This window comes from Mesorhizobium sp. WSM4976 (genome assembly GCF_029625685.1).
In the GTDB taxonomy this organism is placed as follows: Bacteria; Pseudomonadota; Alphaproteobacteria; order Rhizobiales; family Rhizobiaceae; genus Mesorhizobium.
Map to the genome: position 1 here is coordinate 253,592 of NZ_JARTVT010000001.1, position 22,391 is coordinate 275,982.

Below are 22,391 nucleotides of genomic sequence, written 5' to 3' on the forward strand. Positions count from 1 at the left end.
TCCGGAGCGGGCAATCCTTGATCTCGCTCAAAGTCTGGGGGGCGCTACGCGGATAGGCTGCGCTGAAGTTTCGGCCATGCGAGGGTTCCATAGGCCTGTGGAGGACGCATCGGAGCAGCTTTCCGGTGCCTCGCTTTTGCCGCTCACGAGAGGCGAACCGGTCCGCCTATGTTGGCATTCCCGGTGATCGCCGCCCTAGAACAGCAAGATTTTCGCCGGAGACGTCTATGGACAAGAAGCACGGTTTCAACATCGGTTATTTCATCCTCGCTCTGGTCTTGATGGGCATGTTCCAGCTGTGGCTCGGCTGGCGTGACGTCGCGCAGCTCTCCTACAGTGACGTCATGCGGCTGGTCGGGGAGGGCAAGATCGCCTCCGTCACGCTGACTGAAACAACCATCCAGGGTCAGTTCAAGCAGCCGCAGGACGGCAAAAGTGTTTTCATCGCCGCGCGCGTCGATCCGGCCGCGGCCGAAGCCTTCGAGAAGGCCGGCGTGAAGGTGTCGGGCGGCACCGACAGCAACTGGCTTACCACCATGCTGTCGTGGATCCTGCCCGCCTTGCTTTTCTTCGGGTTCTGGATGTTTCTTTTCCGGGGCTTCGCCGAACGACAAGGAATGGGCGGTCTGATCAACATCGGCAAGTCCAAGGCCAAGGTCTATGTGGAGAGGCAGACGGGCGTGACCTTCGGCGATGTCGCCGGCGTCGACGAGGCCAAGCTTGAGCTGCAGGAGATCGTCTCCTTCCTGAAGGACAAGGACAAATATGGGCGCCTTGGCGCGCGCATCCCCAAGGGCATCCTCCTAGTCGGGCCGCCAGGGACCGGCAAGACGCTGATGGCGCGCGCGGTGGCCGGCGAGGCGGGCGTGCCTTTCTTCTCGATCTCGGGTTCCGAGTTCGTCGAGATGTTCGTCGGTGTGGGCGCCGCACGCGTCCGTGACCTCTTCGAGCAGGCAAGACAGGCCGCGCCATGCATCATCTTCATCGACGAGCTGGACGCGCTTGGCCGAGCGCGCAGTCCCTTCGCGGGCTATGGCGGCGCGGATGAGAAGGAGCAAACGCTCAACCAGCTCCTGTCGGAGCTGGACGGGTTCGATCCTCGCGTCGGCATTGTGCTTCTCGCCGCCACCAATCGGCCGGAAATCCTAGATCCGGCGCTTACCCGCGCCGGTCGCTTCGATCGCCAGGTGGTGATCGACAGGCCCGACCGGAAGGGACGCGAGGCCATTCTCAGGGTCCATGTCCGCGGCGTCGCGGTGGCGACGGGCGTGGACATTGGTGAAGTGGCGGCCATCACACCAGGGTTCACCGGGGCCGACCTTGCCAATCTCGTCAATGAAGCCGCGATCTTCGCCACCCGGCGCAATGCCGACAAGGTGACCATGGATGATTTCACCAATGCGGTGGAGCGCATCGTAGCCGGTTCCGAGCGCAAGAGCAGGCTGCTCAATCCGGGGGAGCGCGAGAGGGTCGCGTATCACGAGATGGGACATGCGCTTGCAGCGGCCGCGCTTCTCAAGACTGATCCCGTGCACAAGGTATCGATCATCCCACGCTCGATCGGCGCGCTCGGCTATACCATGCAGCGTCCGACCGACGATCGCTTCCTGATCACCGAAGGCGAACTGAGGGAGCGTATGGTCGCGCTGCTGGCCGGCAGGGCAGCGGAGGACATTGTTTATGGGGAAGTCTCGACCGGTGCCGCCGACGATCTCGCCAAGGCAACGGACGTCGCGCGCCAGAGCGTTACGCGCTTCGGCATGAGTTCCGCCGTGGGGCAGGTCGTGCTTGAGGAGCAAAAGCAGCAATGGCTGGGAGATGGGGCGCTGCGCCAGCGCGATTATTCGGAGGCCACCGCGCGTGAGGTCGATGTTGCCGTCCGCCAGATGCTGGACGAAGCCTTCGCCACGGCCCAGGAACTGCTCAGATCCCGGATGGATGAGCTCAGGGCCGGGGCCAGCCTGCTGCTCGATCGCGAAACGATCACGCCCGACGATTTCCCGCCGCTGCGTCGGGCGGCCCCGGTAGCTCCCCCAGCGAGGAAGGTCGCCTAGCTACGGGCGTGACGGGGAATGGTCGCTGCGTCGCAGCGGCCATTGCGCATCCGATCGGAATTTGACCGCAATCAACGTCACCGCGCACGCACGGGCGATACTTGCAAGACGTACCCCTGAAGGAATGAGGTGGAAAATGAGTGACAGCATCCTGAAGCAGGACATCATCGATGAGCTGGACTTCGAGCCCAGCGTCGATGCCGCCAATATCGGCGTTGCGGTGGACGATGGGGTCGTGACGCTGACCGGCCATGTCCCGACCTATGCTCAGAAGGTGAAGGTCGAAGACGTCGTGCGGAACGTCAAGGGCGTGAAAGCCATCGCCCAGGAGATGGAAGTGCGTCCCTTCGGCACCCACAAGACCGCCGATGACGAGATCGCCAAGCGCGCGGTCAACACGATCGCCTGGCACACCTCCATTCCAGGCGGCACGGTTCAGATCGGCGTGCAGGGCGGTTGGATCAAGCTCACCGGCAAGGTCGAATGGCAATATCAGAAGACGGCGGCGGAAGATGCCGTGCGTCACCTCGCGGGCGTCATTGGCGTGACCAACCAGATCGAGATCAAGCCGCGACCATCGACCCATGACATCAAGCAGCGTATCGAGAACGCGTTGAAGCGCAATGCGGAGCTCGAGGCACAGGCGATCAAGGTCAACGTTATCGGCAACGGCGCCGTCAGGCTCGAGGGCCGTGTGCATGCCTGGTCGGAACGCAGGGCGGCCGAGCGGGCGGCCTGGTCGGCCGCGGGCGTGAAGACGGTCGAAGACCGGATCACCATCGGTTGACAACCGGGCGAGGCGGATAGCGGCCTGCCGCCCGTCGACGTCAAGGTGTCAGTGCACCGGCACTGGCACCTTTTCGCGGGTGGAGAGGAGGGCTATGTGGCGGCACCGCGATTAACATGCTGCTACCCTGCGACCGTCGTCACACAGATGCGCCCTTAGGCAGCGGCGTCAATTCGACATCAGCCGATTGAGCCACACCTCGTCCAGCATGGAGCGGGTAACTCCGCCGAACACCCACTCCCTCAACCGGCTATGCCCATAGGCGCCCGACACAATCAGCTCGGCATTCACCGAGGCGAAGAAATCGACGAGACGATTGCTTTCATCATCGGCCGTCTTGATGATCTCGGTGTGCGCCTTGATACCGTGACCGGCTAGGAAGCTCGCCACGTCCTTGACGCTGTCCCTGATCCAATCGTCCGGATTGCGATCGACCGCCACTATGGTGACTTCCTCGGCCATGGCCATAAGCGGCAAAGCGTCGGCCACCGCTCGCCTGGCCTCACGCGTGTCCTTCCAGGACACCACGATCCTGCGAGCTGGCAAATCCATCGCGCCCTGCGCCGCGACCAGGACCGGACGGCCCGCGCGCAGCACCAGCGATCCCGGGTCGACCGTGCAGTAGGAGTCGCCCGTCGACGCGCCTTGGGAAGCGCTGGTGACGACGATGTCGGCCATACGGGCTCTCCGGGCCACGGCGTGATCCGGGTTTTCGATCTCGCCATGCCAGTCCGCCTTTACCGCCCCGGCCACCAGGCTGTCGAACTCGCCGCTGAGGCTGGTCAGGCGGTGTCGGATCTCATCCCGCGACTGTTCCCAGATCTCGGCGGCGATCGCCGCGCCCTCAGGCGCCATCGTCACCGGCAACGGAGCGTCCGCGGCGCAAAAACCTATCAAACGGGCGTCAAAGCGCTTGGCGAGGCTCACGCCAATCCGCGTGATCGGTTCGATCGGACCGTCGATGTTGAGGTTCAGGAGAATTGATTTGTAGCTCATCTCACGCGCTTTCGATTTGATCCTTCTCGAGAAGCCAAACCCTATGTCCGACGAGCAAGCGCGCCTTGATGTGGATCAAAGTCGCTTCTAAGCCGCCGCCGACTTTCAAGGCATGCGGGATTCGAAATGGATCACCTCGCCATCGACCACGAAGGCGCCGTTTCCTATGTGATGGATGGTTTTCGGCCTCGGCTGTTGCGGATCGATCCACGCCTTGACGACTTCCAGGACGAAGAGATTGTATCTGTTGACCAGGCGCGTATCGACCACGCGGCACTCGAGGTTGGCGAAACACTCGGCCACCAGCGGCGCCGACACCTGTTCGGCGGGAAGCGGGGTGAACCACGCGGTCGCGAATTTGTCCGTGTCCCGGCCGGAGCAATTGCCGACCTTAACGACCTTCTCCGCAAGGCCGACGGCGGGGATTGCAATCACGCATTCTCGCGTTTGACGCAACGCGAAGAATGAGAGGTCATTGCTCGATACCACGCAGGCGATCGTTGGCGGCGCGAATTCCACCATCATGTGCCAGGACATCGTCATGATATTCGATCGGCCTTGCCGGGACCGCGTCGAAAGCAGGACGACCGGACCGGGTTCAATCAGCCGGTAGACATCGGCAAGCGGCAATTCTTTCATATCCGTCTCTCGCTTCGCGTCTGCGGATGGGCTTGTTGTCCCGCACTTGTCGCGGGCATTGCCATCATTCGCCTTGATCAGGGTCAAAGCCGGCATGCCGGGCCGGATTGATCATGATCAATGCCAGCTTGCGCGGATCTGCGATCCTTGAGTAGGACGACCAAAGGGGCTCGTTGATGGCCACTGAAGATTTCCTGCTATGGGGCGCCGTGCTCTGCCTCGGCTTCATCGCCGGAGCCGCGATCTATTTCGAGCAGGCATCGTTCCGGCGGAGCAAAAGCTTGTCAGGAAGCCAAGGCTTTGGACGCCGCTCACCGCCGCGTCAGCCAAAATCAAGAAATTGAAGCGAGAAGCGAAGGGAAAGACACCATGATGTGGAATCCAGAAGAGTTTCGGGCCCCCGAACTGCTCCCTTTCGCCCAAACCGGCCAGAAATTTGTAAGAGCCGCCGCCGCGATGCAGGCGCATTCGGTCCGCGCGCTGCTGCGCTACCAGATCGAAGGCGTATCCTTCCTCAAGCGGCGGTTCGAAGATGACCTGAAGCTCGTAGAGGAACTGACCGGCGGTGACGAGTTCGTCGATGCCTTCGACGTGTTCGTGAACTTCGTCCAGAACGCCACATCCGACTATGCGAAAGAGGCCGGCAAATTCGCTTCCATCGGCGCCAAACTGGCTTCGGAGACGGCCGGTCAAGTCCGCAAGGAGGCGGAAACAACGATGAACGACATGGCTGCGGCAACGCTTCCCGCCTGAAATGTCGCCGCCGGGGAAAAGCAGGCCGAAACCAGCCGCCGATCGGTCCTTCGACTGGAGCGATCATGACATGGCGGAAGACCCGGGAACACCTCATGGTTCCAGGCGCACAGAGGTGGTGGCTGTGGCCCCGGCGCCGCTATTGCCGGACGAAGGAAGCGCAAGCGTCTATCGCGATGTCGATAGGCTCTCGCATGCCCTGTTGGCGGCCTTCACTGCGGGCATTTCGCCGATCAGCCTCCTGCAGGCCTGGCAGGACTGGCTGCTGCACCTGTCCACATCACCGGGAAAGCAGGCCGAGGTCTCCACCAAGGCGGTCGAGAAGCTTGTCAGGTTGAATGATTTTCTTTTTCGCTGCGGGCTTGGAATGGGGGCCGCCACGCCAACCATCACGCCCCTGCCACAAGACAGAAGGTTCCAGCATCAAGCGTGGCAGTCATTCCCCTTCAATGCCGCGCAGCAAGCCTTCCTGCTTTCCCAGCAATGGTGGCACAACGCGACCAGCGGACTTCCAGGCGTTACCAGAAGGCATGAACGCCTCGTCGAGTTTTACAGCCGGCAGATCCTGGATACCGTCTCTCCTTCCAATTTCCCGGCGCTCAACCCGGAGGTCATCGATAAGACTTTTCGGAAAAACGGCGCCAATCTCGTCAACGGCGCCACCAATCTAGTCGATGACCTGCTGCGTCTGGCCGACGGCAAGCCGCCGGCTGGCGTGGAAAACTTTCGGCCCGGCATCGAGGTCGCCGCCACACCGGGCGAGGTGATCTTCCGCAATGAACTGATCGAGTTGATCCGTTATGCGCCGATGACCGACACCGTGAAGGAGGAGCCAATCCTCATTGTCCCCGCCTGGATCATGAAATACTATATCCTTGATCTTTCACCGCGGAACTCGCTGGTCCGCTATCTTGTCCAGAGCGGCTATACGGTTTTCTGCATCTCCTGGCGCAATCCGGGCAGGGACCAAGCCGGAGTCTCGCTGGACGACTATCGCCGGCTCGGTGCCATGGCGGCGATGGATGCGGTCGAGGCGGCGACGGGAAGCAGCCGGATCCACGGGGTGGGCTACTGCCTTGGCGGCACGTTGCTGTCGATAGCGGCGTCGGCAATGGCCCGTGACGGCGATCACCGCCTGGCCAGCCTGTCGCTTTTCGCGGCGCAGGTCGATTTCGAAGAACCGGGCGAACTCGGCCTGTTCATCGACGAGAGCCAGATCACGCTGCTCGAGGACGTGATGTGGGTCGAAGGCACACTCGACCAGCGCCGCATGGCTGGCGCTTTCCAGATGCTTCGCTCGCAGGATCTGATCTGGTCACGCATGGTGCGCGAATATCTGCTCGGCGAGCGTGCTCCGATGAGCGACCTCATGGCCTGGAACGCCGATTCAACCCGTATGCCGTTTCGGATGCAGTCCGAATATTTGCGGCAGCTCTATCTGGACAACGATCTTGTCGAGGGACGCTTTCGCGTCGGGGGAAGGCCTGTTCATCTGGAAGACATTCGAGTCCCGGTCTTCGCGGTCGGCACCGAGACGGACCATGTCGCGCCGTGGCGTTCGGTATTCAAGCTGACCTATCTCCTGGACACCGATATCGACTTCGTCCTGACCACCGGCGGTCACAATGCGGGTATAGTGTCGGAGCCCGGACACTCGAACCGATCCTATAGAAGGCTCAGTTGTCGCCATGCCGCCATTCGTCCCGGCCCGGACGAGTGGGCAAAAGAGGCGGCCGTGACATATGGCTCCTGGTGGCCGGCCTGGGTCGAATGGCTGGCCAGTCATTCCAGCCGTGAGGTCGCGGCGGACCGGGGCGATGCGTCGGGCACCTCGAAGACGGTTTGCGCTGCGCCCGGCACGTATGTCCTTGAGCGATAGCTGCGTTCCAGCCGTTTGAGCGAGGTCAAGGCGCGGCGTCCGCCAACGGCCTACTCAGCAGCCATGAAACATCGAACAGCGCTCAAGGTTTTGCCGTTTGCCATCGCCTTCGCATCGCCGGCTTGGGCGGGCGATAATTCGCAGGTTGCTTATGGCAAAAGGCTGGTCGAAACAAACTGCGCGCGATGCCATGCAGTCGGCCGGACTGGCGAGAGCACCCATCCCGATGCCCCGCCTTTTCGCCTATTGCACCGCCGCTATCCGATCGAGGACCTGCAAGAAGCCTTGGCCGAGGGGATCTCCACCGGGCATCCGGACATGCCCGAGTTTGTGGCCTCTCCGGATCAGATCGAGGCGATCATCGCCTATATCGGGAGCCTCGGCCGATGACGTGGATCCGCGCGAGAGAGCGCTGATGACACAAGAGGAGGTATCGGATGAAACGCGGAAAAGGAAGCGAGGATACCGAGGCTCCTGAGCTGGCAATCTCCGCCGGGAAGGTCTGTTTCATAATCGCCAAGGCGCATGGATTCGACGTCAAGGTTGCCGTCACCGAGCCGGATGCGGGCTCCAATCCCACGGACGACGGCGAAATCGCGGTGCTTCAGGACCATGATGATGACCCCGTGCGTGAAGAGCTCGGGTCGCTGATCTCGGATCTCTCCGTCGACGAGCAGATCGACCTCGTAGCGTTGACATGGCTCGGCAGGGATGACGGCAAGGCGGCCGATTGGGACGAAGTTCGCCAGCAAGCCGCCTACGCTCACAACAGGCACACGGCCGACTATCTTTGCGGCAACCCGCTGTTGGGCGATCACCTTGCGGCCGGACTCGACGCTCTCGGCCTGTCTTGCCCCGACTGAACCGAAGTTGATGCATATCAAAGCGGGACGCATTCGGCCGTGCTGGTCTACCCGTCTCTGATGGAGTCCGGGCATGATCTACACGACGATATTGGTCCAGCTCGATGTCGACGCCCCGGCGACGCCGCGCCTGATTTTCGCGCACCAGGTCGCAAGGAAGTTCGAGGCGAATCTTATCGCGGTGGCGGCCGCCGAGCCCTCCACAAGAGTGTCGCCGAGCGAATCTTCTCCGGCCGTGGCCGACATGTTGCGTCAGCGGACGCTGGAGATCGAGGATCGTGTCAGCAAGCTCAAGGAGGAGTTCCTCGCCGTCGTCGGTGAAAACGAACACGCATCTTGGCGTGCGGAACTCGACGACCCTACACGCGCCGTGGCCCTACACGCGCGGGCCGCTGATCTGGTGATCACCGGAGCGCCGGCCGCGGCTGCCGCCGGCGATTTCCAGAGAACCGTGGATCCGGGAGCATTGGTGCTTTCCGCGGGCAGGCCGGTTCTGTTTGCAGCCGACGATCTCGCCACCTTCAAAGGTGAGAGGATCATGGTCGCCTGGAAGGATTGCCGCGAAGCGCGGCGGGCCGTGGTCGATGCGATGCCTTTCCTGTGCAACGCCAAGGAGGTGACCGTTTTCAATGCGGCCGAGGAAGGAACGCTCGTCGCGCGGGATGGCGCGGCCGATGTGGTTCGCTTCCTGATGAGGCATGGTGTGAAAGCCCGGTCCCAGTTGCTCGAAAGCGAGGGCAGCTCGGTGGGCGACTCGATTATCGCTGGGGCTGATCGAATCGGGGCCGATCTCATTGTAGCCGGTGGTTATGGCCATAGCCGGTTCCGCGAATGGGCGTTCGGGGGCGCGACGCGATCCCTGCTCGGATCTGGCTGGTTCCACAGGCTGCTGTCGAACTGAGTAGCCACCGCAATCCATGTCCGCCAGGCGGGCATAAGATCCAAGGAGACAAACTATGCAGCTGCTGGCATCTCTGTTCCTGCCGACTTATCCGGACCCGCCGGGCCCGAAGATTGCATCGAATGCGGTGGCCGTGGCCAAGCGGCTTGGCGCCACGTTGGATGCGGCGGTCATCAATGTCGACATTCCGGACGTTTCCAACGCGCTGTCCAGCTTCCTGCTCGACCTCCCCGCGAAGATCCGTGAGGTCGAGGCGGCCAGCAGGAATCGCGGCAAGGCCCTGTTGGAGAATGTCGCGGCCGAAGCTGCGCGATGCAAAGTCACCTTGACCAGCCAGGAGCTGAAAGCGCAGCCCGCGTTCATAGGGGAAACTGCAGCCAGGGAGGGGCGCTATTTTGACCTCTGCATGGTCGGGTGGACACGCAATATCGAGTCAATCCGCATGACCGCGGAGGAGGTCGTGTTCAGCTCCGGCCGGCCGACCTTGATTCTTCCGGGTGACGAAGATGTCGGTGCGCTCGATAACGTGGTGATCGCTTGGGACGGCAGCCGAGTGGCTGCAAGGGCTTTGGCCGACGCCAGGCCGTTCCTGGAGCGGGCATCGGCAATATCGATCGTGAGCGTGACCGATGAGAAGGTGCTGCCGGGCAAGGATATCGCTGAACGCCTGGGTGATGGACTTGTGGCGCGCGGGCTGCGTGCGAAGGCCGAGTCCATTCAAACCGGCGACAGTGAGATCGGCGTCGTCCTGCAGGACCATGCGCTTAAAATTGGCGGCAACCTGCTGGTCATGGGTGGCTGGGGCCACTCCCGCCTCAGGGACTTTGTGCTTGGCGGAGCAACGGAGGGGATTTTGTCGAATCTCCGTCTGCCGGTCTTGATGTCGCACTGATGCACGTCGCCCGGAAGCGCGGTTCCGGGGCAACAGCGACATGCATCGAAACTGCGACTTGAAGCGCGTCGCCTGGATCCAGTTTCAACGCACCGCGCTTTGGGCTCGGGCAATGTCGTGCTCATCGAAGGGGTAGAATTGGACGGCCTTCAACTTGACCGGCATGTCATAGCCCTCGATGAGCACCTTGACCCACCGGCCGACCTTTATCAGTTCTCCTTGCCATCTCGAACTCCCTTTCTCTCCGTGCGATCGTGCAATATCGCGTCCCGCTTTCACCGTCCTCCGCGCTGACTACATCGGCATTTCCGGCTCAAGCGCGCGCTCCTTTGCCGGTTCCGGGATCTCGGTCATGGTCGCTTCGGTCAGCAGAAGCACGCTGGCGACCGAAACGGCGTTTTCCAGCGCGATGCGGACCACCTTGGTCGGGTCGATGATACCGGCCTCGACCAGGTCGACATATTCCTTCCGGCCGGCGTCGAAGCCGAAATTTCCTTTGCCTTCGATCATCCTGGCGACGACCACGCCGCCGTCGACGGCCGAATTCTCGGCGATCTGGCGCACAGGCATTTCGAGCGCGCGCCTGAGGATCTGGATGCCGGTGCGTTCATCGCCTTCGCACCGTGCTTCTTCCTCGGCGACCGCGCCGATGCAGCGCAGCAGGGCCAATCCGCCGCCGGGCACGATACCCTCCGCGACAGCCGCCTTGGTGGCGCTGATGGCGTCGTCGAGCGCTTCCTTCTTGGACTTCATCTCGGCTTCCGTCGGCGCGCCTACCTTGATGACGGCCACGCCGCCGGCGAGCTTGGCGAGCCGTTCCTGAAGCTTCTCGCGGTCGTAGTCGCTGGTCGTATCGCTGATCTCTCGCCGGATCTGCTCGACGCGGCCCTTGATTGCCTTCTGGTCGCCGCTGCCGCCGATGATCGTGGTGTTGTCCTTGTCGACCACCACGCGCTTGGCACGCCCCAACTGAGCCATCGTCACATTCTCGAGCTTGAGGCCGATATCCTCGGAAATGACCTGTCCGCCCGTGAGGACGGCAATGTCCTGCAGCATGGCCTTGCGGCGATCGCCGAAGCCGGGCGCTTTCACGGCGCAGTTCTTGAACGTGCCGCGGATCTGGTTGACGATGAGCGTGGCGAGCGCCTCGCCCTCGACGTCCTCCGCGATCACCAGCAAAGGCGAACCCGATTTCGCCACCGCCTCGAGCAGCTTGATGAGGTCGTTGAGCGAGGAGATTTTCTTCTCGACGATGAGCACGAGCGAGTCCTCCAGCACCGCCTCCATCTTCTCGGTATCGGTCACGAAGTAAGGGGAGAGGAAGCCCCGATCGAATTGCATGCCTTCGACCACGTCCAGGACCGTTTCGGTGGTCTTCGATTCCTCGACCGTTATGACGCCTTCGCCGCCGACCTTCTCCATGGCCTCGCCGATAAGTTCTCCGATCAGTGGATCGTTATGGGCAGAGATCGTCGCCACCTGTTCCTTCTCGCGCCTGGTCGAGACCGGCCGCGATATCTGCTTGAGCGTTTCGATTGCCCGCTTCGTCGCGCGGTCAAGGCCGCGCTTGATGTCAATCGCGCTCGCGCCGGCGACTACGTTGCGCACACCGTCGGCGAACATCGCGTGGGCAAGTATGGTCGATGTGCTCGTTCCGTCGCCGACCATGTCGCCCGTCTTCTCGGCCGCCTGCCTCAGCATGCGGGCGCCGAGATTTTCCTCCGGGTCCTTCAGGTCGAATTCCTTGGCGATTGTCACCCCGTCGTTGCAGACGATGGGCGCGCCCCATTTTTTTTCGATCAGAACCGACTTCGAACGTGGACCGAGCGTCACCCGCACGGCGTCGGCAAGTTGGGTCGCGCCGCGCAGGATTTTTTCGCGCGCCGCCGAGCGGAACAATACCTGTTTGTGGGCCATGATGGTCTCCAAGATTATCCGACCAGTTTCCATAGCCGCGGTGGCGCCGACCAACCTTGATGCGCATCAATTGTGCATTCCTGTCGGCGTTGACCGGAATCAATGAGGACTGGTTCGCCAACTGGTCTGATGCGCACTCAGGTCAGGAGGCGACGATGCGAACGAACGAGACGCCACACTACGACACCAGCGTGAACACGACCGGCTGCTGCCCCAAGTTCAATCCCGGCGGCTGGGACGATCAGGAGTTGCATTTCCGCGACAAGCCGTTCGTGAGAGCAGTAACGCACAGCGTCATGCATGTTCCCGTGAACATGGGCAGCGTTTTCGCGCGCGTTAATCGGCACATCGACGATGCCGGCGCTTCGGCCGAGGGCCAGTCAATCGTTCTCAGCCGCGATCTCTCGCCCTGGAGCAGCGAACATCTCTTCTCGGTCTCGAAGCCGGTGCCGGAAGAGGCAATGACGACACTGAGTGGAGACTTCGTGACGAAAGTATTCGAAGGCCCCTACAGCCAGGCAAGGCAGTGGCACGAAGAGATGCAGCAGGTCGCGCGCGATCGAAAACTGGAACCGGGCGACGTCTATTTCTTCTATACCACCTGTCCGAAATGCGCCGAAACTTACGGAAAGAACTATGTCGTTGGGGTGGCGGCCGTGGGCTAGCCGCAACTCAACGCGTCATCATCCGTCTGGGCAGATGAACTTGCTTTCGAGCGAGCCAGGCCGATAGTCGCTGAACCGGCGGAGTCTTCGCATGAGTCGAATAATCGGTTTCTTGCTGGTCATGCTCATCGCCGTCGCGACCGCGAGCGGTGTGGCCTTCCTGCTCTACAGGAACGAGCTTGCGCTGCTGCGCGAAGGCGTTAGCCGAGGTAGTCGGATTGCCAGTCTCGACAGCGGCCCGGTTGAATACGCCGACAGCGGCGCGGGCATTCCGCTGCTTTCGATCCATGGCGCCGGCGGCGGTTTTGACCAAGGGCTTGCCCTTGCTTCCAGCCTTGTGGGGGAGGGCTTCCGGATCATCGCGCCGTCGCGCTACGGCTATCTGCGCACGCCTGTTCCGCAAGACCCTTCTCCAGCCGCTCAGGCCGATGCGCTCGCGGCGTTGCTCACCAAACTGGACGTTTCCAAAGCGGTGGTCGTCGGGGTTTCGGCTGGCGCTCGGTCCGCGGTCGAGCTGGGCCGGCGGCACCCGGACAAGGTTGCCGTTCTCATTCTGGTCGTCCCCGCCCTTTATTCGCCCGCCAGTCCGGTCTCGATCGACGTGGGCCGGGGTAACAGGTTTGCGTTCTGGGCCGTCAACACCGGCGGCGATTTCGCCTGGTGGGCTGCCGAGAATATCGTGCCATCAGTACTCATTCGCTTCATCGGCGTTCGGCCGGCGCTGGTAGCGGCCGCGCCCCAAGCCGAAAGGGACCGTGTCATGAGCTTCGTCAGAGGCGTTGAACCATTGTCGCTGCGCTTCTCCGGCATCAATATCGACAGCGCTCCGGAGCTGCACGAACAGTCGTTAGCTGAAATCGCTGCGCCGACATTGATCGTCTCGGCGCGCGACGACCTGTTCAACACGCTGCCGGCAGCCGAGTTCGCGGCGGCCAGGATTCCCCGCGCCAAGCTGGTGGTCTACGATACCGGCGGACACCTTCTCGTCGGGCGGACGCAGGAGGTTCGCACGGCAATCCGTACCTTTCTGGCCGGCGCGGGCCTGATCCCATCAAACCATTAGCCCGCGGAACCGGTAATTGTCGGTGTGACGACCGCCGCAGGAGCCTTTCCGTCTTGGCCAAGGGTCGGCGTTAGCCGGCGGACGAGGCCAAGCCCGAGGAGCGCCAGCGCCGTGAAGCCCGCGCCCGCCAGGAAGGTCATCCTTGGTCCGAAAAAGTCCCAGAGCGTGCCCGCCAGCAGACTGGCGGCGAGCAGCGCAAGTCCAGTCGACAGGTTGAACATCCCGAAGGCGGTGCCTCGCAGTTCCGGCGGGGCGGTGTCGGCGACGAGCGTTGCCAGGAGGCCTTGCGTAAGCCCCAGATGCAGGCCCCACAGCCCCACGCCGAGCGCTGCGCCCGCCAGATTTCCAGGGAACGCCAGCACGATGTCCGAGGCAATGAGGAAGAGGAAGCCGAGAATGAGCATCGTCAGGCGATTGATGCGATCGGAGAGCACGCCGGCCGGATAGGCCGAGAGCGAGTAGACCACGTTCATGACGACAAGCACCAGCGGGACGAGCACGATCGGCAGGCCCATGCCCTGCGCGCGCAGTATGAGAAACGCTTCGCTGAACCTGGCCAGGGTGAACACGGTGGCCACGCAAACAACCAGCCAGAAGGATGAGCCAAGGCGCTTGAGCTCTGGCAGGCTCAAGGGGGCGCGCACTTCGCGCAGGTCCGCTGGCCGGTCCGGCTCGCGGACAGCGGTAACCAGCAGGACGACCGCCAGGAGGCCTGGAACAACCGCGACCCAGAACACGGTCCGAAACTGATTGGCGGTCAGCCACATGAGGCCGATCGCGAGCAGCGGCCCGACAAACGCCCCAACCGTGTCGAGTGCCTGGCGAAGTCCGAAACTCGCGCCGCGCGCGTCGGCGGGGGCAATGTCCGCAACCAGGGCATCGCGCGGGGCGCCGCGAATGCCCTTGCCGACACGGTCGACAAAGCGAGCCGCCACAAGCCAGCCAATCGAAGAAGCCAGAGGGAATACCGGCTTGGTGAGAGCGGCGAGGCCGTAGCCGATTACCGCCAGCAGCTTGCGTTTTCCCAGCCAATCCGACAGCGCGCCGGAAAAAACCTTGGTGATGGCGGCCGTCGCTTCGGCAATGCCTTCGATGGTGCCGACGGTCACCATCGATGCGCCCATGACGGTGACGAGATAGATCGGCAGCAAGGCGTGGATCATCTCCGACGAGACGTCCATCAACAGAGACACGAAGCCCAACGCCCAAATCCCCGCGGGGATGATTCCAAGGCGGGTGCGGGTGGTCTCCATTGTCTCGAACTGCTTCATGGCTCCCCTGGGCACGCCGACATTGGGCATGTTCAACATAGCGAACTTGCGGTGCCCAGTGTACACCGCGATCAGCTGTTTTGCGGCTCCTTGGCCGGGGCTTCCAACCAGGTACCGCGCTCGCCCCTGACGATTGCCGGGGCATCTTCGAGCTTGCCGATCGCGGCAGGCTTGCCCGTTGCTTCGGCGAACTCGATCGCGGCGCCGACCTTCGGCCCCATGGATCCGGCCGGAAAACTCGGTCCGGATATCTCTGCCGTGGCAACGCGCCGGAGCGCGCGGGCCTGCGGCGTGCCGTAGCCGGCATAGACCGCATCGACATCGGTCAGCATGAGCAGCATGTCAGCCTTCAATTGACGCGCCAGAAGCGAGCTTGCCAGATCCTTGTCGATGACGGCTTCGACGCCGATCATGCTGCCATCGTCGCGGGCGATGACCGGGACACCTCCGCCACCCGTGCAGATGACGACGACGCCATGTTCGACCAGATAGGAGATTACCGACACTTCGAGGATATCGAGAGGCCGCGGCGAGGGCACGACACGGCGCCATTTTTCGCCGTCGGGCGCAACGGTCCAACCGCGCTCGCCCGCGAGCCGTCGCGCTGTCGCCTCGTCATAGACGGGGCCGATTGGTTTCGTCGGATGGGCAAAGGCGGGGTCGCGCGGGTCGACCTTCACCTGGGTCAGCAATGTCGCGAACAGCCTCTGGCTGGTGAGGTTGGCAAGTTCCTGCTCGATCATGTAGCCGATCATGCCGGCGCTTTCGGCGCCGAGCACGTCGAGCGGGAAAGCGCCGTCGGTCGAGGCCGCCGACTGCAGCGCCAGCAGGCCGACCTGCGGGCCGTTGCCATGCGTGACAACGAGCGAATGGCCTTGGTCGATAAGCGCCGCCAGGGCGGATGCCGCATGCTTGACATTGCCGCGCTGATTTTCGGCGGTCATGGGCTCGCCGCGCCGCAACAGCGCGTTCCCGCCGAGAGCCGCAACGATCAGCATCTCAATTGCCGATCGTGGCGACGAGCAGCGCCTTGATCGTGTGCATGCGGTTCTCCGCCTGGTCGAACACGATCGACGCGCCGGATTCGAACACCTGATCGGTAACCTCCATGCAGTCGATGCCGAATTCGCGCGCGACAGAAGCGCCGACCTCGGTCTCGGTGTCGTGGAATGCCGGCAGGCAATGCATGAATTTCACGTGCGGATTGCCGCTGGCCGACATCACCTCGCTCGTCACCCGATAGGGCGTCAGCAGGCGGATACGCTCGGCCCAGGCCGACTTGTCCTCACCCATGGAGAGCCAGACATCCGTGTAGATGAAGTCGGCGCCTTCGACGCAGCTCTTCACATCTTCGTCCAGCCTGAAACGGCCGCCGCTGCGCTCCGCCAGGGTTCTCACATGGGCGCAGAACTCGTCGTCCGGCCAAAGCTCCTTGGGTGAAGCGATACGCATGTCGATGCCGACCTTGGCAGCTCCCACGGCCAGGGATAGCGCGACATTGTCCCGACCCTCGCCGACGAAGGCGACCGTCATGTCGGACAAATGCTTGTGCGTGAATTCACGCATAGTCATGAAATCGGCGAGGATCTGGGTCGGGTGCGCTTCATTGGTCAGGCCGTTGTAGACGGGCACGCCGGCATGCGTGGCAAGCAGCTCGGCCTGATGTTGTGCAAAGCCGCGATATTCGATCGCATCATACATGCGGCCGAGCACGCGCGCGGTGTCCTTCATGGACTCCTTGTGCCCGATGTGGCTGCCGCTGGGGCCGAAATAGGTGACGTGGGCGCCCTGGTCGTAGGCGGCCACTTCGAATCCCGTCCGCGTGCGCGTCGAGTCTTTTTCGAAGATGAGCGCGATGTTCTTGCGAATGAGGCGCGGTGTCTCGTGACCGGCCTGCTTGGCGGCCTTCAGATCGGCGGCCAGCTTCAGCAGGAAGCGGATCTCGTCCGCCGAAAGGCCGTCCAGCGAGAGCACCGAGCGTCCATGAAGGTTGATCGACATTGGGGGTCCTTTCAGAGCGGGTCTCGGGCGACGGGGCAGGTCATGCAATGGCCGCCGCCGCGGCCGCGGCTGAGCTCGGCACCCTCGACGGTGATCACCTCGATTCCCGCGCGGCGCAGAAGAGTGTTGGTATAGACATTGCGGTCGTAGCCGATGACGACGCCCGGCTCGACGGCGACGACGTTGTTGCCATCGTCCCACTGCTCGCGTTCGGCCTCGTAGCGGTCGCCGCCGGTGGCGATGATCCGCAGCGATTTCAGTCCGAGCGCCTCCGCGACAACTGATATGAAGGGCTCCTTCTCCTCCCTGACCTCGACCGCCGCATCGCCGTCTCCGGGCCGGATCGAGAAGGTGCGCAGCCTTTCGACCACCGGCGGATACATGGTCGCGAGGTCCCGGTCGCAGAAGGTGAAGACCGTGTCGAGATGCATGAAGGAACGGTCGCGGGGCATCAGAGCCGCGATCACGCGCGTGGCCTCCCCCACGGCGAACAGGCTTCGCGCAAGATCGCCGACCGCCTGCGGCGTGGTGCGCTCGCCCATGCCGACCAGAACGACGCCTTCGCCGACAGGCATGACGTCGCCGCCCTCGAGGCTGACGCCCATCCCGGCCTGGGGCGAGACGAACGGGATGCCGCTGTCGCGGAACCTTGGATGGAAGCGGTAGACGGCTTCGACGTTGGCTGCCTCGGGACGCCTGGCGGCCCAGTACATCGGGTTGGCCGACACGGAACGGTAGATCCAGCAGGAGCTGTCACGGGTGAACAACTGGTTGGGCAGCGGCGGCAGCACGAAGTCCTGCGGCGCTAGCGTCCTTCCGGTCAGCCCCTTGGGCTCGAACGGCAGTTCGGCACGCGCAATGCCGCCGACGAGACAGGTTGCCAGCAGGCCGGCCGACATTTCGTTCAGCCAGCCCCGCATCTCGTCGACCATGTCGAGGCCGACCACGCCGGCATGCACCCGGCGGTCGAGAAGCCAGTCGCGAGCCTTGCCGATGCCCATTGTCTCGGCAAGCAGCTCGCCGAACGAATGCACCACCACACCGCGCTCGCGCAAGGCGTCAACGAAGACGTCGTGTTCCTGGCGCGCCCGCTTCACCCACAACACGTCGTCGAACAGCAGCGCCTTGCAGTTATCCGGCGTCAGCCTGCGCAGGCTGAGATCCGGTCTGTGGACCATGACCTCGCGCAGGCGGCCGACTTCCGAATGCACTCCCAGATTTGTCATCGTACGGCCTCTCAAAGCGCGCTGACAGCGCCGGTCCACATCTCGTAGACGGCAAGGATTGCGACCGCGACGAGCGCGATTGCGATGACGGCTTCCACCGGGTGGAAGACACGCTGGTTGCCCTCGCGGCGAGCCCATACGTAGAAGATGATGCCCGGGGCATAGAGGATCGCGCACATGAACAGGTACGCAGGCCCCGCCGCATAGACGAGCCACAGCCCGTAGATCGTTGCCAGCACGCCGGCGAGGAGCGGTCCGGTGCGCCCTTCGCCGCCCTGGTAGCTTTCTCCGGTCAATGCCAGTTTCGCGGCGAAGGCTCCCGAGAAGATGTAGGGCACCAGGATAGCGGTCGAAGCGATGTAGAAGAGCGCCTGGTAGGTGCTGTGGGCAAAGAGCGTGATCACCAGGAAGGCCTGGACGAGCAGATTGGTGATCAGCAGCGACGTCGCGGGAACGCCGCGTTCGCTTTCCCGGGCGAAGAATTTCGGCATGGTCCCGTCCTTTCCGGCGACATGCGGAACCTCCGCTGCAAGCAGCGTCCAGCTCAGGAAGGCACCGACGACGGAGATGACGAGCGCGAGATTGATAAGCACGGCGCCCCAGGGCCCGACAACCGCCTCAAGCACTCCCGCCATCGACGGGTTCTTCAGGGCGGCAAGTTCGGGCTGGCTCAGTATGCCGAGCGAAAGCAGCGAGACCAGCGCATAGAGCGCAAGGCAGGTGAAGAAGCCGAGCACCGTCGCGGTCGCAATGTCCTTGCGGCGCTCCGCCCGGGCGGAGAAGACACTGGCGCCTTCGATGCCGATAAACACCCACAGCGTAACCAGCATCGTGCTCTTGACCTGGGCGGCGATGGTGCCGAGGGAGCCGTTGCCGAGCCCGGCGAAGGCGAGTGTCCAGACATTGAGCTTGAACGCGACGGCGACGATCCCGACGAACAGGACGACAGGCGCGATCTTGGCTACGGTCACGATGGTGTTGACGACCGCCGCCTGACGGATGCCCGCAAGGATCAGAACGTGGATGAGCCACAGCAGGATCGATGCCCCGAGCACCGCCTGCCAGGTGTTTCCGTCGCCGAAGGCGGGGAAGAAATAAGACAGTGCGCTGAAAACGATCACCGCGTAGGAGACGTTGCCCACCCATGCGCTGATCCAATAACCCCAAGCACTGTTGAAGCCTACGAACGGACCGAAGCCGGCCTTTGCATAGGCATAGGGGCCGGCATCGAGCTCGGGACGGCGCACTGCCAGCGACTGGTAGACAAACACCAGCGCAAGCATGCCGACCGCCGTGATGGCCCAACCGATCAGGATCGCAAGCGGGCCGGCGCCGGCCGCCATGTTCTGCGGCAGGCTGAAGACGCCCGAGCCCACCATCGAGCCGATTACGAGCGCGGTCAGCGACCCCAGCCGGAGCTTCGCCGAAGCCGGGCTCGCGATTTTTTCCCGGATAGGGACGTTGATGTCTGTTGTGGCCATGAGGCCCTCCCACCTTTGGAACGATGGGGGGCAATTCAACAGGAAAGGGGGCCGGCAGCTTTGATGCGTGTCAAATCAGGAGCCCAGCGCCGGCGGCTTGCCGCGACTGCTCTACCGAAGCAGCATGGCGCAGTAGCCCGCGGCAGCGGCGCTCAAGGTCATGCCGGCCAGGGGCAGCCAGAATTTCACCGGACCCGCGAATACGGCCAGGAACAGTCGTCCGATCGCGTTGGCCATCAGCGCTGTCAGCACTGCATGTCCAACGGTTTCGATCGGCATCGACTGCTTGATCAGCCGTATGGCGCTTAGCACCGAAGCATCGACATCAAAGGCACCCGCGATCGCGGAACTCGCCAGCAGGCCTTGTTCCTTGAATTGGAAAGCCAGCGCGGCGCTCGCTGTCGAGGCGCCCGCGAACAGCAGCGCAAAGATCAGCAACGGTAGCAGTTCGAACGGATTGCGCGTCGCGCCGGCGCTCTCCGGCTTGCTGCCGCGAATTGCCAGCGCGATCGTTCCGCAGATGCCGAGTGTCAGCGCGGCAGCGAGCGCGGGTATGGCGATGAAACCGGTCACCGGCGGCGCCAGTATCAGAACCACGAGGCAGACACGCAAGATCGAGATCATAGCGGCCAGCGAAGCCGCGCCGGCGAAGGACAAGGAATTGTCCGACCGAATGGCGGTGCGGGCCAGTGACAGGGTGACGGCGGTCGATGAGACCACGGCGCCGGCGAGTGCGCTCACCATCAAACCGCGGGCATTTCCGAGGACGCGCGCCGCGACATAACCAGCGAAGGAAATCGAGGCCATCAGCACCGTCAGGAGCCAGATCTCCCGCGGGTTGAAGCCGCCCCACGGGTCGAATGGACGGTCCGGCAGCAGGGGCAGGATTATGGCGGTCATCACCGCCAGGACCAGCGCCGAGCGAAGCTCGATCCAGGTCAGACGTTTGAGAAGCCCGTGCAGGATTTCGCGGCTGGCGAGGAGCGCCGCGAGCGCTGCGCCTCCCGCAGCGGCAACGCGAAAATCGCCTGCCACGCAGAGCGCGCCAAGCGTAAAGACGGCCAGGCCCGCCATAACGGTTGTGACGCTGAAATCCTCGTCATGGGCGGCTTCGCGTGCCTTGTACCAGGCGAAAATGCCAGCGAAGGCAAGGAAGCCTGCAACCAACACCGAAATCGCGTTGAGCGCTTCGGCCAATGTCCCAACCAGGCCGCCGAGAAGCCCGGCGATGCCGAACGTGCGAATGCCGGCTGTCCGGCTGCGGTCGGGCGCATCGCGCTCTCTCCAGCCGCGTTCCAACCCGACAAGCAGGCCTATTGCCAAGGCGACCCCGAGCCGGGCAATGAGCGTGTCCATGGCGGCTACCTCAGATTGGCTGTATGCGCTCCCAGCCGCTTCGGCCAGCGGCCGGCTTGGCAGGGCTACCGCCTGGCCTCGCCATGGCAGGGCTAGCTCTCCAACGCCTCGCGGCCCGAAACTTCCGCGATGGAGACGCGGAAGAACACATGGGGCAGATGCTGCAAATCCGAGGTGGTGGCCGGCTTGAGCGCGCCTGGCTCCCACCAGTCGAAGTGCTTGCTCAGCACGAACCATGCATGGTCACGCTGCGCCTCGTGTCCGATCCGATCGGGAAGTTCCTCATAACGGCCGGTGACGATGACGCTTTTCCAGCCGTGACCCGCGCCGGGGGCGTCGACCTGCACGGACACGAGCGGATTGGCGCGCATCCAGTCGATCTTCTTGCCCGGCATCGAGAAGGCATAGAGGTGGTTGTCCGCATGGGCGTAGTGGAACGGAACCACGTAGGGTCGCCCGTCCTTCGCGCAGGCTAGGCGGCCGGCGCGATTGGCCGTCAGCAGTTTGGTGCACTCCAGAGTGGACAGCGTGCGAATCTGCATCGGCGAGACTCCTAGCTGCCGGTCTCGCGCCGCGATCTTTTCGCAGTGTGGTGGCCGGAGCGCCTTCTTTGGTCGGCATTTCCGCGGGCGAGGGCCATGATATCCAGAACCTCTTTGTCGGAGAGCTGCGGGAAGTTGCCGTAGTAATAGCTGAGCGCCCGGAAACGTGCAGGCTGATTGAGGCAGATCAAATCCGCTTCTTGCGCAAGTTCGTCCGCGGTGTCCACCGGCGCCACGGGAAGAGCGACGATGATCTTTCGCGGTGAACGTCGCTTCAACGCGCGAATGGCGACCTTCATCGTCGTTCCGGTCGCCGCCCCGTCGTCAACGACGATCACCGTTTTGCCAGCCACCGACAAGGGCAGCTCTTTCCCACGATATACCGCCCGTCGCCGTTCCAGTTCGGGGCGCTCCTGCGCGATCAGGACACGAAGCGCGCCGTCATCGAGGGCGTAAGCCTCTACGATCTCCCGGTTGAGAACGATGTCGGGAGGGTCGCCGTCCACGATGGCGGCCACGGCCAGTTCCGGATTGCCCGGCGCTCCGACCTTTCGAACGATCACCAGGTCCAGTGGCGCCTTGAGGACCTTGGCTACCTCGGCGGCCACAGGGACGCCGCCGCGTGGCAAGGCGAGCACAATCGGGTCCTTCAGCTGAAGCAAGTCCAGCGATGCTCCGAGCTTCTGCCCCGCCTCCTGGCGATCGCGAAACATCGTCATTCCTCCGGCCACAATTGGCGCAGTGACTTCTTCATCGAGTTTCGGACCTGGACTATTTCACCGTGGGAAATATGCCGGTCGAGGAGCCTGAACACCGCCCCGATCGCCTTGTCGGTGTCGATCTCCGGCTCGTAGCCAAAGCTGTTGCGGACGCAAATGACGAAGTCGCTCTTTTTGCGTTCCCATGCCGGTTCGGCCGGGTTCCACCCTTCAAAATAGATGCCTCTGATCAGCGTCGGCAACTGGGCCGACAGGTCGGCCATTTCCTCCAGCGAAAGCCAGTCGCGCAAGGTATGCAGGACCGCCTTCAGCAGGCGGAATGCGCTCTGCTCGTTCCAGTCCAGGTCTTTGGCAAGCTCGTTCACCCATTGCTGCGCCTGCTCGGC

Annotated in this window: 22 protein-coding genes; 10 read left to right on the forward strand and 12 right to left on the reverse strand. The window is 63.1% G+C overall.

The genetic code is table 11. From position 1 onward, the window contains the following. Positions 1-227 precede the first annotated feature (227 nt). Together ftsH and P9272_RS01140 are read left to right on the forward strand one after the other, a co-directional pair. Positions 228-2,054 carry an ATP-dependent zinc metalloprotease FtsH gene (gene ftsH / locus P9272_RS01135; RefSeq protein ID WP_278158206.1) on the forward strand — a complete coding sequence of 609 codons (1,827 nt, stop codon included), beginning with the start codon at positions 228-230 and terminating at the stop codon, positions 2,052-2,054. Between the two features lie 136 nt (positions 2,055-2,190). Then, complete coding sequence (locus P9272_RS01140; RefSeq protein ID WP_128259716.1) at positions 2,191-2,841, forward strand: BON domain-containing protein; 651 nt, start codon at positions 2,191-2,193, stop codon at positions 2,839-2,841. Positions 2,842-3,009: 168 nt separating this feature from the next. On the opposite strand, the gene P9272_RS01145 is transcribed toward P9272_RS01140, so the two are convergent. Next, positions 3,010-3,837: a universal stress protein gene (locus P9272_RS01145; RefSeq protein WP_278158210.1), complete on the reverse strand. Its 828-nt coding sequence runs from the start codon at positions 3,835-3,837 to the stop codon at positions 3,010-3,012. Positions 3,838-3,942: 105 nt separating this feature from the next. Then, complete coding sequence (locus P9272_RS01150; RefSeq protein ID WP_128259718.1) at positions 3,943-4,476, reverse strand: flavin reductase family protein; 534 nt, start codon at positions 4,474-4,476, stop codon at positions 3,943-3,945. Between the two features lie 300 nt (positions 4,477-4,776). Between P9272_RS01150 and P9272_RS01155 the strand changes: the two genes are divergently transcribed. The 6 genes from P9272_RS01155 (at position 4,777) to P9272_RS01180 (ending at position 9,764) form a co-directional block, all read left to right on the forward strand. Continuing rightward, entirely contained in the window at positions 4,777-5,229 is a 453-nt protein-coding gene (locus P9272_RS01155; RefSeq protein WP_278158213.1) for a phasin family protein, read from the forward strand. A gap of 70 nt (positions 5,230-5,299) precedes the next feature. Next, complete coding sequence (locus tag P9272_RS01160) at positions 5,300-7,108, forward strand: alpha/beta fold hydrolase (protein WP_278158215.1); 1,809 nt, start codon at positions 5,300-5,302, stop codon at positions 7,106-7,108. Between the two features lie 63 nt (positions 7,109-7,171). Further along, entirely contained in the window at positions 7,172-7,498 is a 327-nt protein-coding gene (locus P9272_RS01165) for a cytochrome c (protein ID WP_278158576.1), read from the forward strand. Between the two features lie 47 nt (positions 7,499-7,545). After that, a complete protein-coding gene (locus P9272_RS01170; RefSeq protein WP_128259721.1) occupies positions 7,546-7,971 on the forward strand; it encodes a DUF3775 domain-containing protein in 426 nt (141 codons plus the stop codon). Positions 7,972-8,044: 73 nt separating this feature from the next. Next, positions 8,045-8,872 carry a universal stress protein gene (locus P9272_RS01175; protein ID WP_278158218.1) on the forward strand — a complete coding sequence of 276 codons (828 nt, stop codon included), beginning with the start codon at positions 8,045-8,047 and terminating at the stop codon, positions 8,870-8,872. A gap of 55 nt (positions 8,873-8,927) precedes the next feature. Then, positions 8,928-9,764, forward strand: coding sequence for a universal stress protein (locus P9272_RS01180; protein ID WP_278158219.1), 837 nt, complete (start codon positions 8,928-8,930; stop codon positions 9,762-9,764). Positions 9,765-10,058: 294 nt separating this feature from the next. Here P9272_RS01180 and groL read toward each other — a convergent pair whose 3' ends face one another. After that, entirely contained in the window at positions 10,059-11,681 is a 1,623-nt protein-coding gene (gene groL, locus P9272_RS01185) for a chaperonin GroEL (RefSeq protein ID WP_128259724.1), read from the reverse strand. Between the two features lie 59 nt (positions 11,682-11,740). Here groL and P9272_RS01190 point away from each other — a divergent pair, with 59 nt between their 5' ends. Both P9272_RS01190 and P9272_RS01195 read left to right on the forward strand, forming a co-directional pair. Then, entirely contained in the window at positions 11,741-12,346 is a 606-nt protein-coding gene (locus P9272_RS01190; protein ID WP_278158578.1) for a hydrolase, read from the forward strand. A 91-nt stretch (positions 12,347-12,437) separates the two neighbouring features. Then, positions 12,438-13,409, forward strand: coding sequence for an alpha/beta hydrolase (locus P9272_RS01195; RefSeq protein WP_278158221.1), 972 nt, complete (start codon positions 12,438-12,440; stop codon positions 13,407-13,409). On the opposite strand, the gene P9272_RS01200 is transcribed toward P9272_RS01195, so the two are convergent. From P9272_RS01200 to P9272_RS01240, 9 genes are all read right to left on the reverse strand, one after another. Further along, entirely contained in the window at positions 13,406-14,680 is a 1,275-nt protein-coding gene (locus P9272_RS01200) for an MFS transporter (RefSeq protein ID WP_278158580.1), read from the reverse strand. The genes P9272_RS01195 and P9272_RS01200 overlap by 4 nt on opposite strands. Before the next feature lie 71 nt (positions 14,681-14,751). Next, the gene (gene arcC, locus P9272_RS01205; protein WP_278158223.1) at positions 14,752-15,678 is read right to left on the reverse strand and encodes a carbamate kinase; all 927 of its coding nucleotides are present in this window, start codon (positions 15,676-15,678) and stop codon (positions 14,752-14,754) included. A 1-nt stretch (position 15,679) separates the two neighbouring features. After that, positions 15,680-16,681: an ornithine carbamoyltransferase gene (gene argF / locus P9272_RS01210; RefSeq protein WP_278158225.1), complete on the reverse strand. Its 1,002-nt coding sequence runs from the start codon at positions 16,679-16,681 to the stop codon at positions 15,680-15,682. Between the two features lie 11 nt (positions 16,682-16,692). Next, on the reverse strand, positions 16,693-17,907 hold the full coding sequence (locus P9272_RS01215; protein ID WP_278158227.1) for an arginine deiminase: 1,215 nt from the start codon (positions 17,905-17,907) through the stop codon (positions 16,693-16,695). 11 nt (positions 17,908-17,918) lie between these two features. After that, positions 17,919-19,388, reverse strand: a complete 1,470-nt coding sequence (gene arcD, locus P9272_RS01220) for an arginine-ornithine antiporter (protein WP_278158230.1) — start codon at positions 19,386-19,388, stop codon at positions 17,919-17,921. 111 nt (positions 19,389-19,499) lie between these two features. Continuing rightward, positions 19,500-20,744 carry an MgtC/SapB family protein gene (locus P9272_RS01225; RefSeq protein ID WP_278158232.1) on the reverse strand — a complete coding sequence of 415 codons (1,245 nt, stop codon included), beginning with the start codon at positions 20,742-20,744 and terminating at the stop codon, positions 19,500-19,502. Between the two features lie 92 nt (positions 20,745-20,836). Beyond that, positions 20,837-21,286 (reverse strand): pyridoxamine 5'-phosphate oxidase family protein, encoded by a 450-nt coding sequence (locus P9272_RS01230; RefSeq protein ID WP_278158234.1) that lies wholly within the window; start codon positions 21,284-21,286, stop codon positions 20,837-20,839. Between the two features lie 11 nt (positions 21,287-21,297). Next, the gene (locus P9272_RS01235) at positions 21,298-21,999 is read right to left on the reverse strand and encodes a phosphoribosyltransferase (protein WP_278158236.1); all 702 of its coding nucleotides are present in this window, start codon (positions 21,997-21,999) and stop codon (positions 21,298-21,300) included. Between the two features lie 2 nt (positions 22,000-22,001). After that, positions 22,002-22,370 (reverse strand): DUF2267 domain-containing protein, encoded by a 369-nt coding sequence (locus P9272_RS01240; protein WP_278158237.1) that lies wholly within the window; start codon positions 22,368-22,370, stop codon positions 22,002-22,004. Positions 22,371-22,391: the final 21 nt, after the last annotated feature.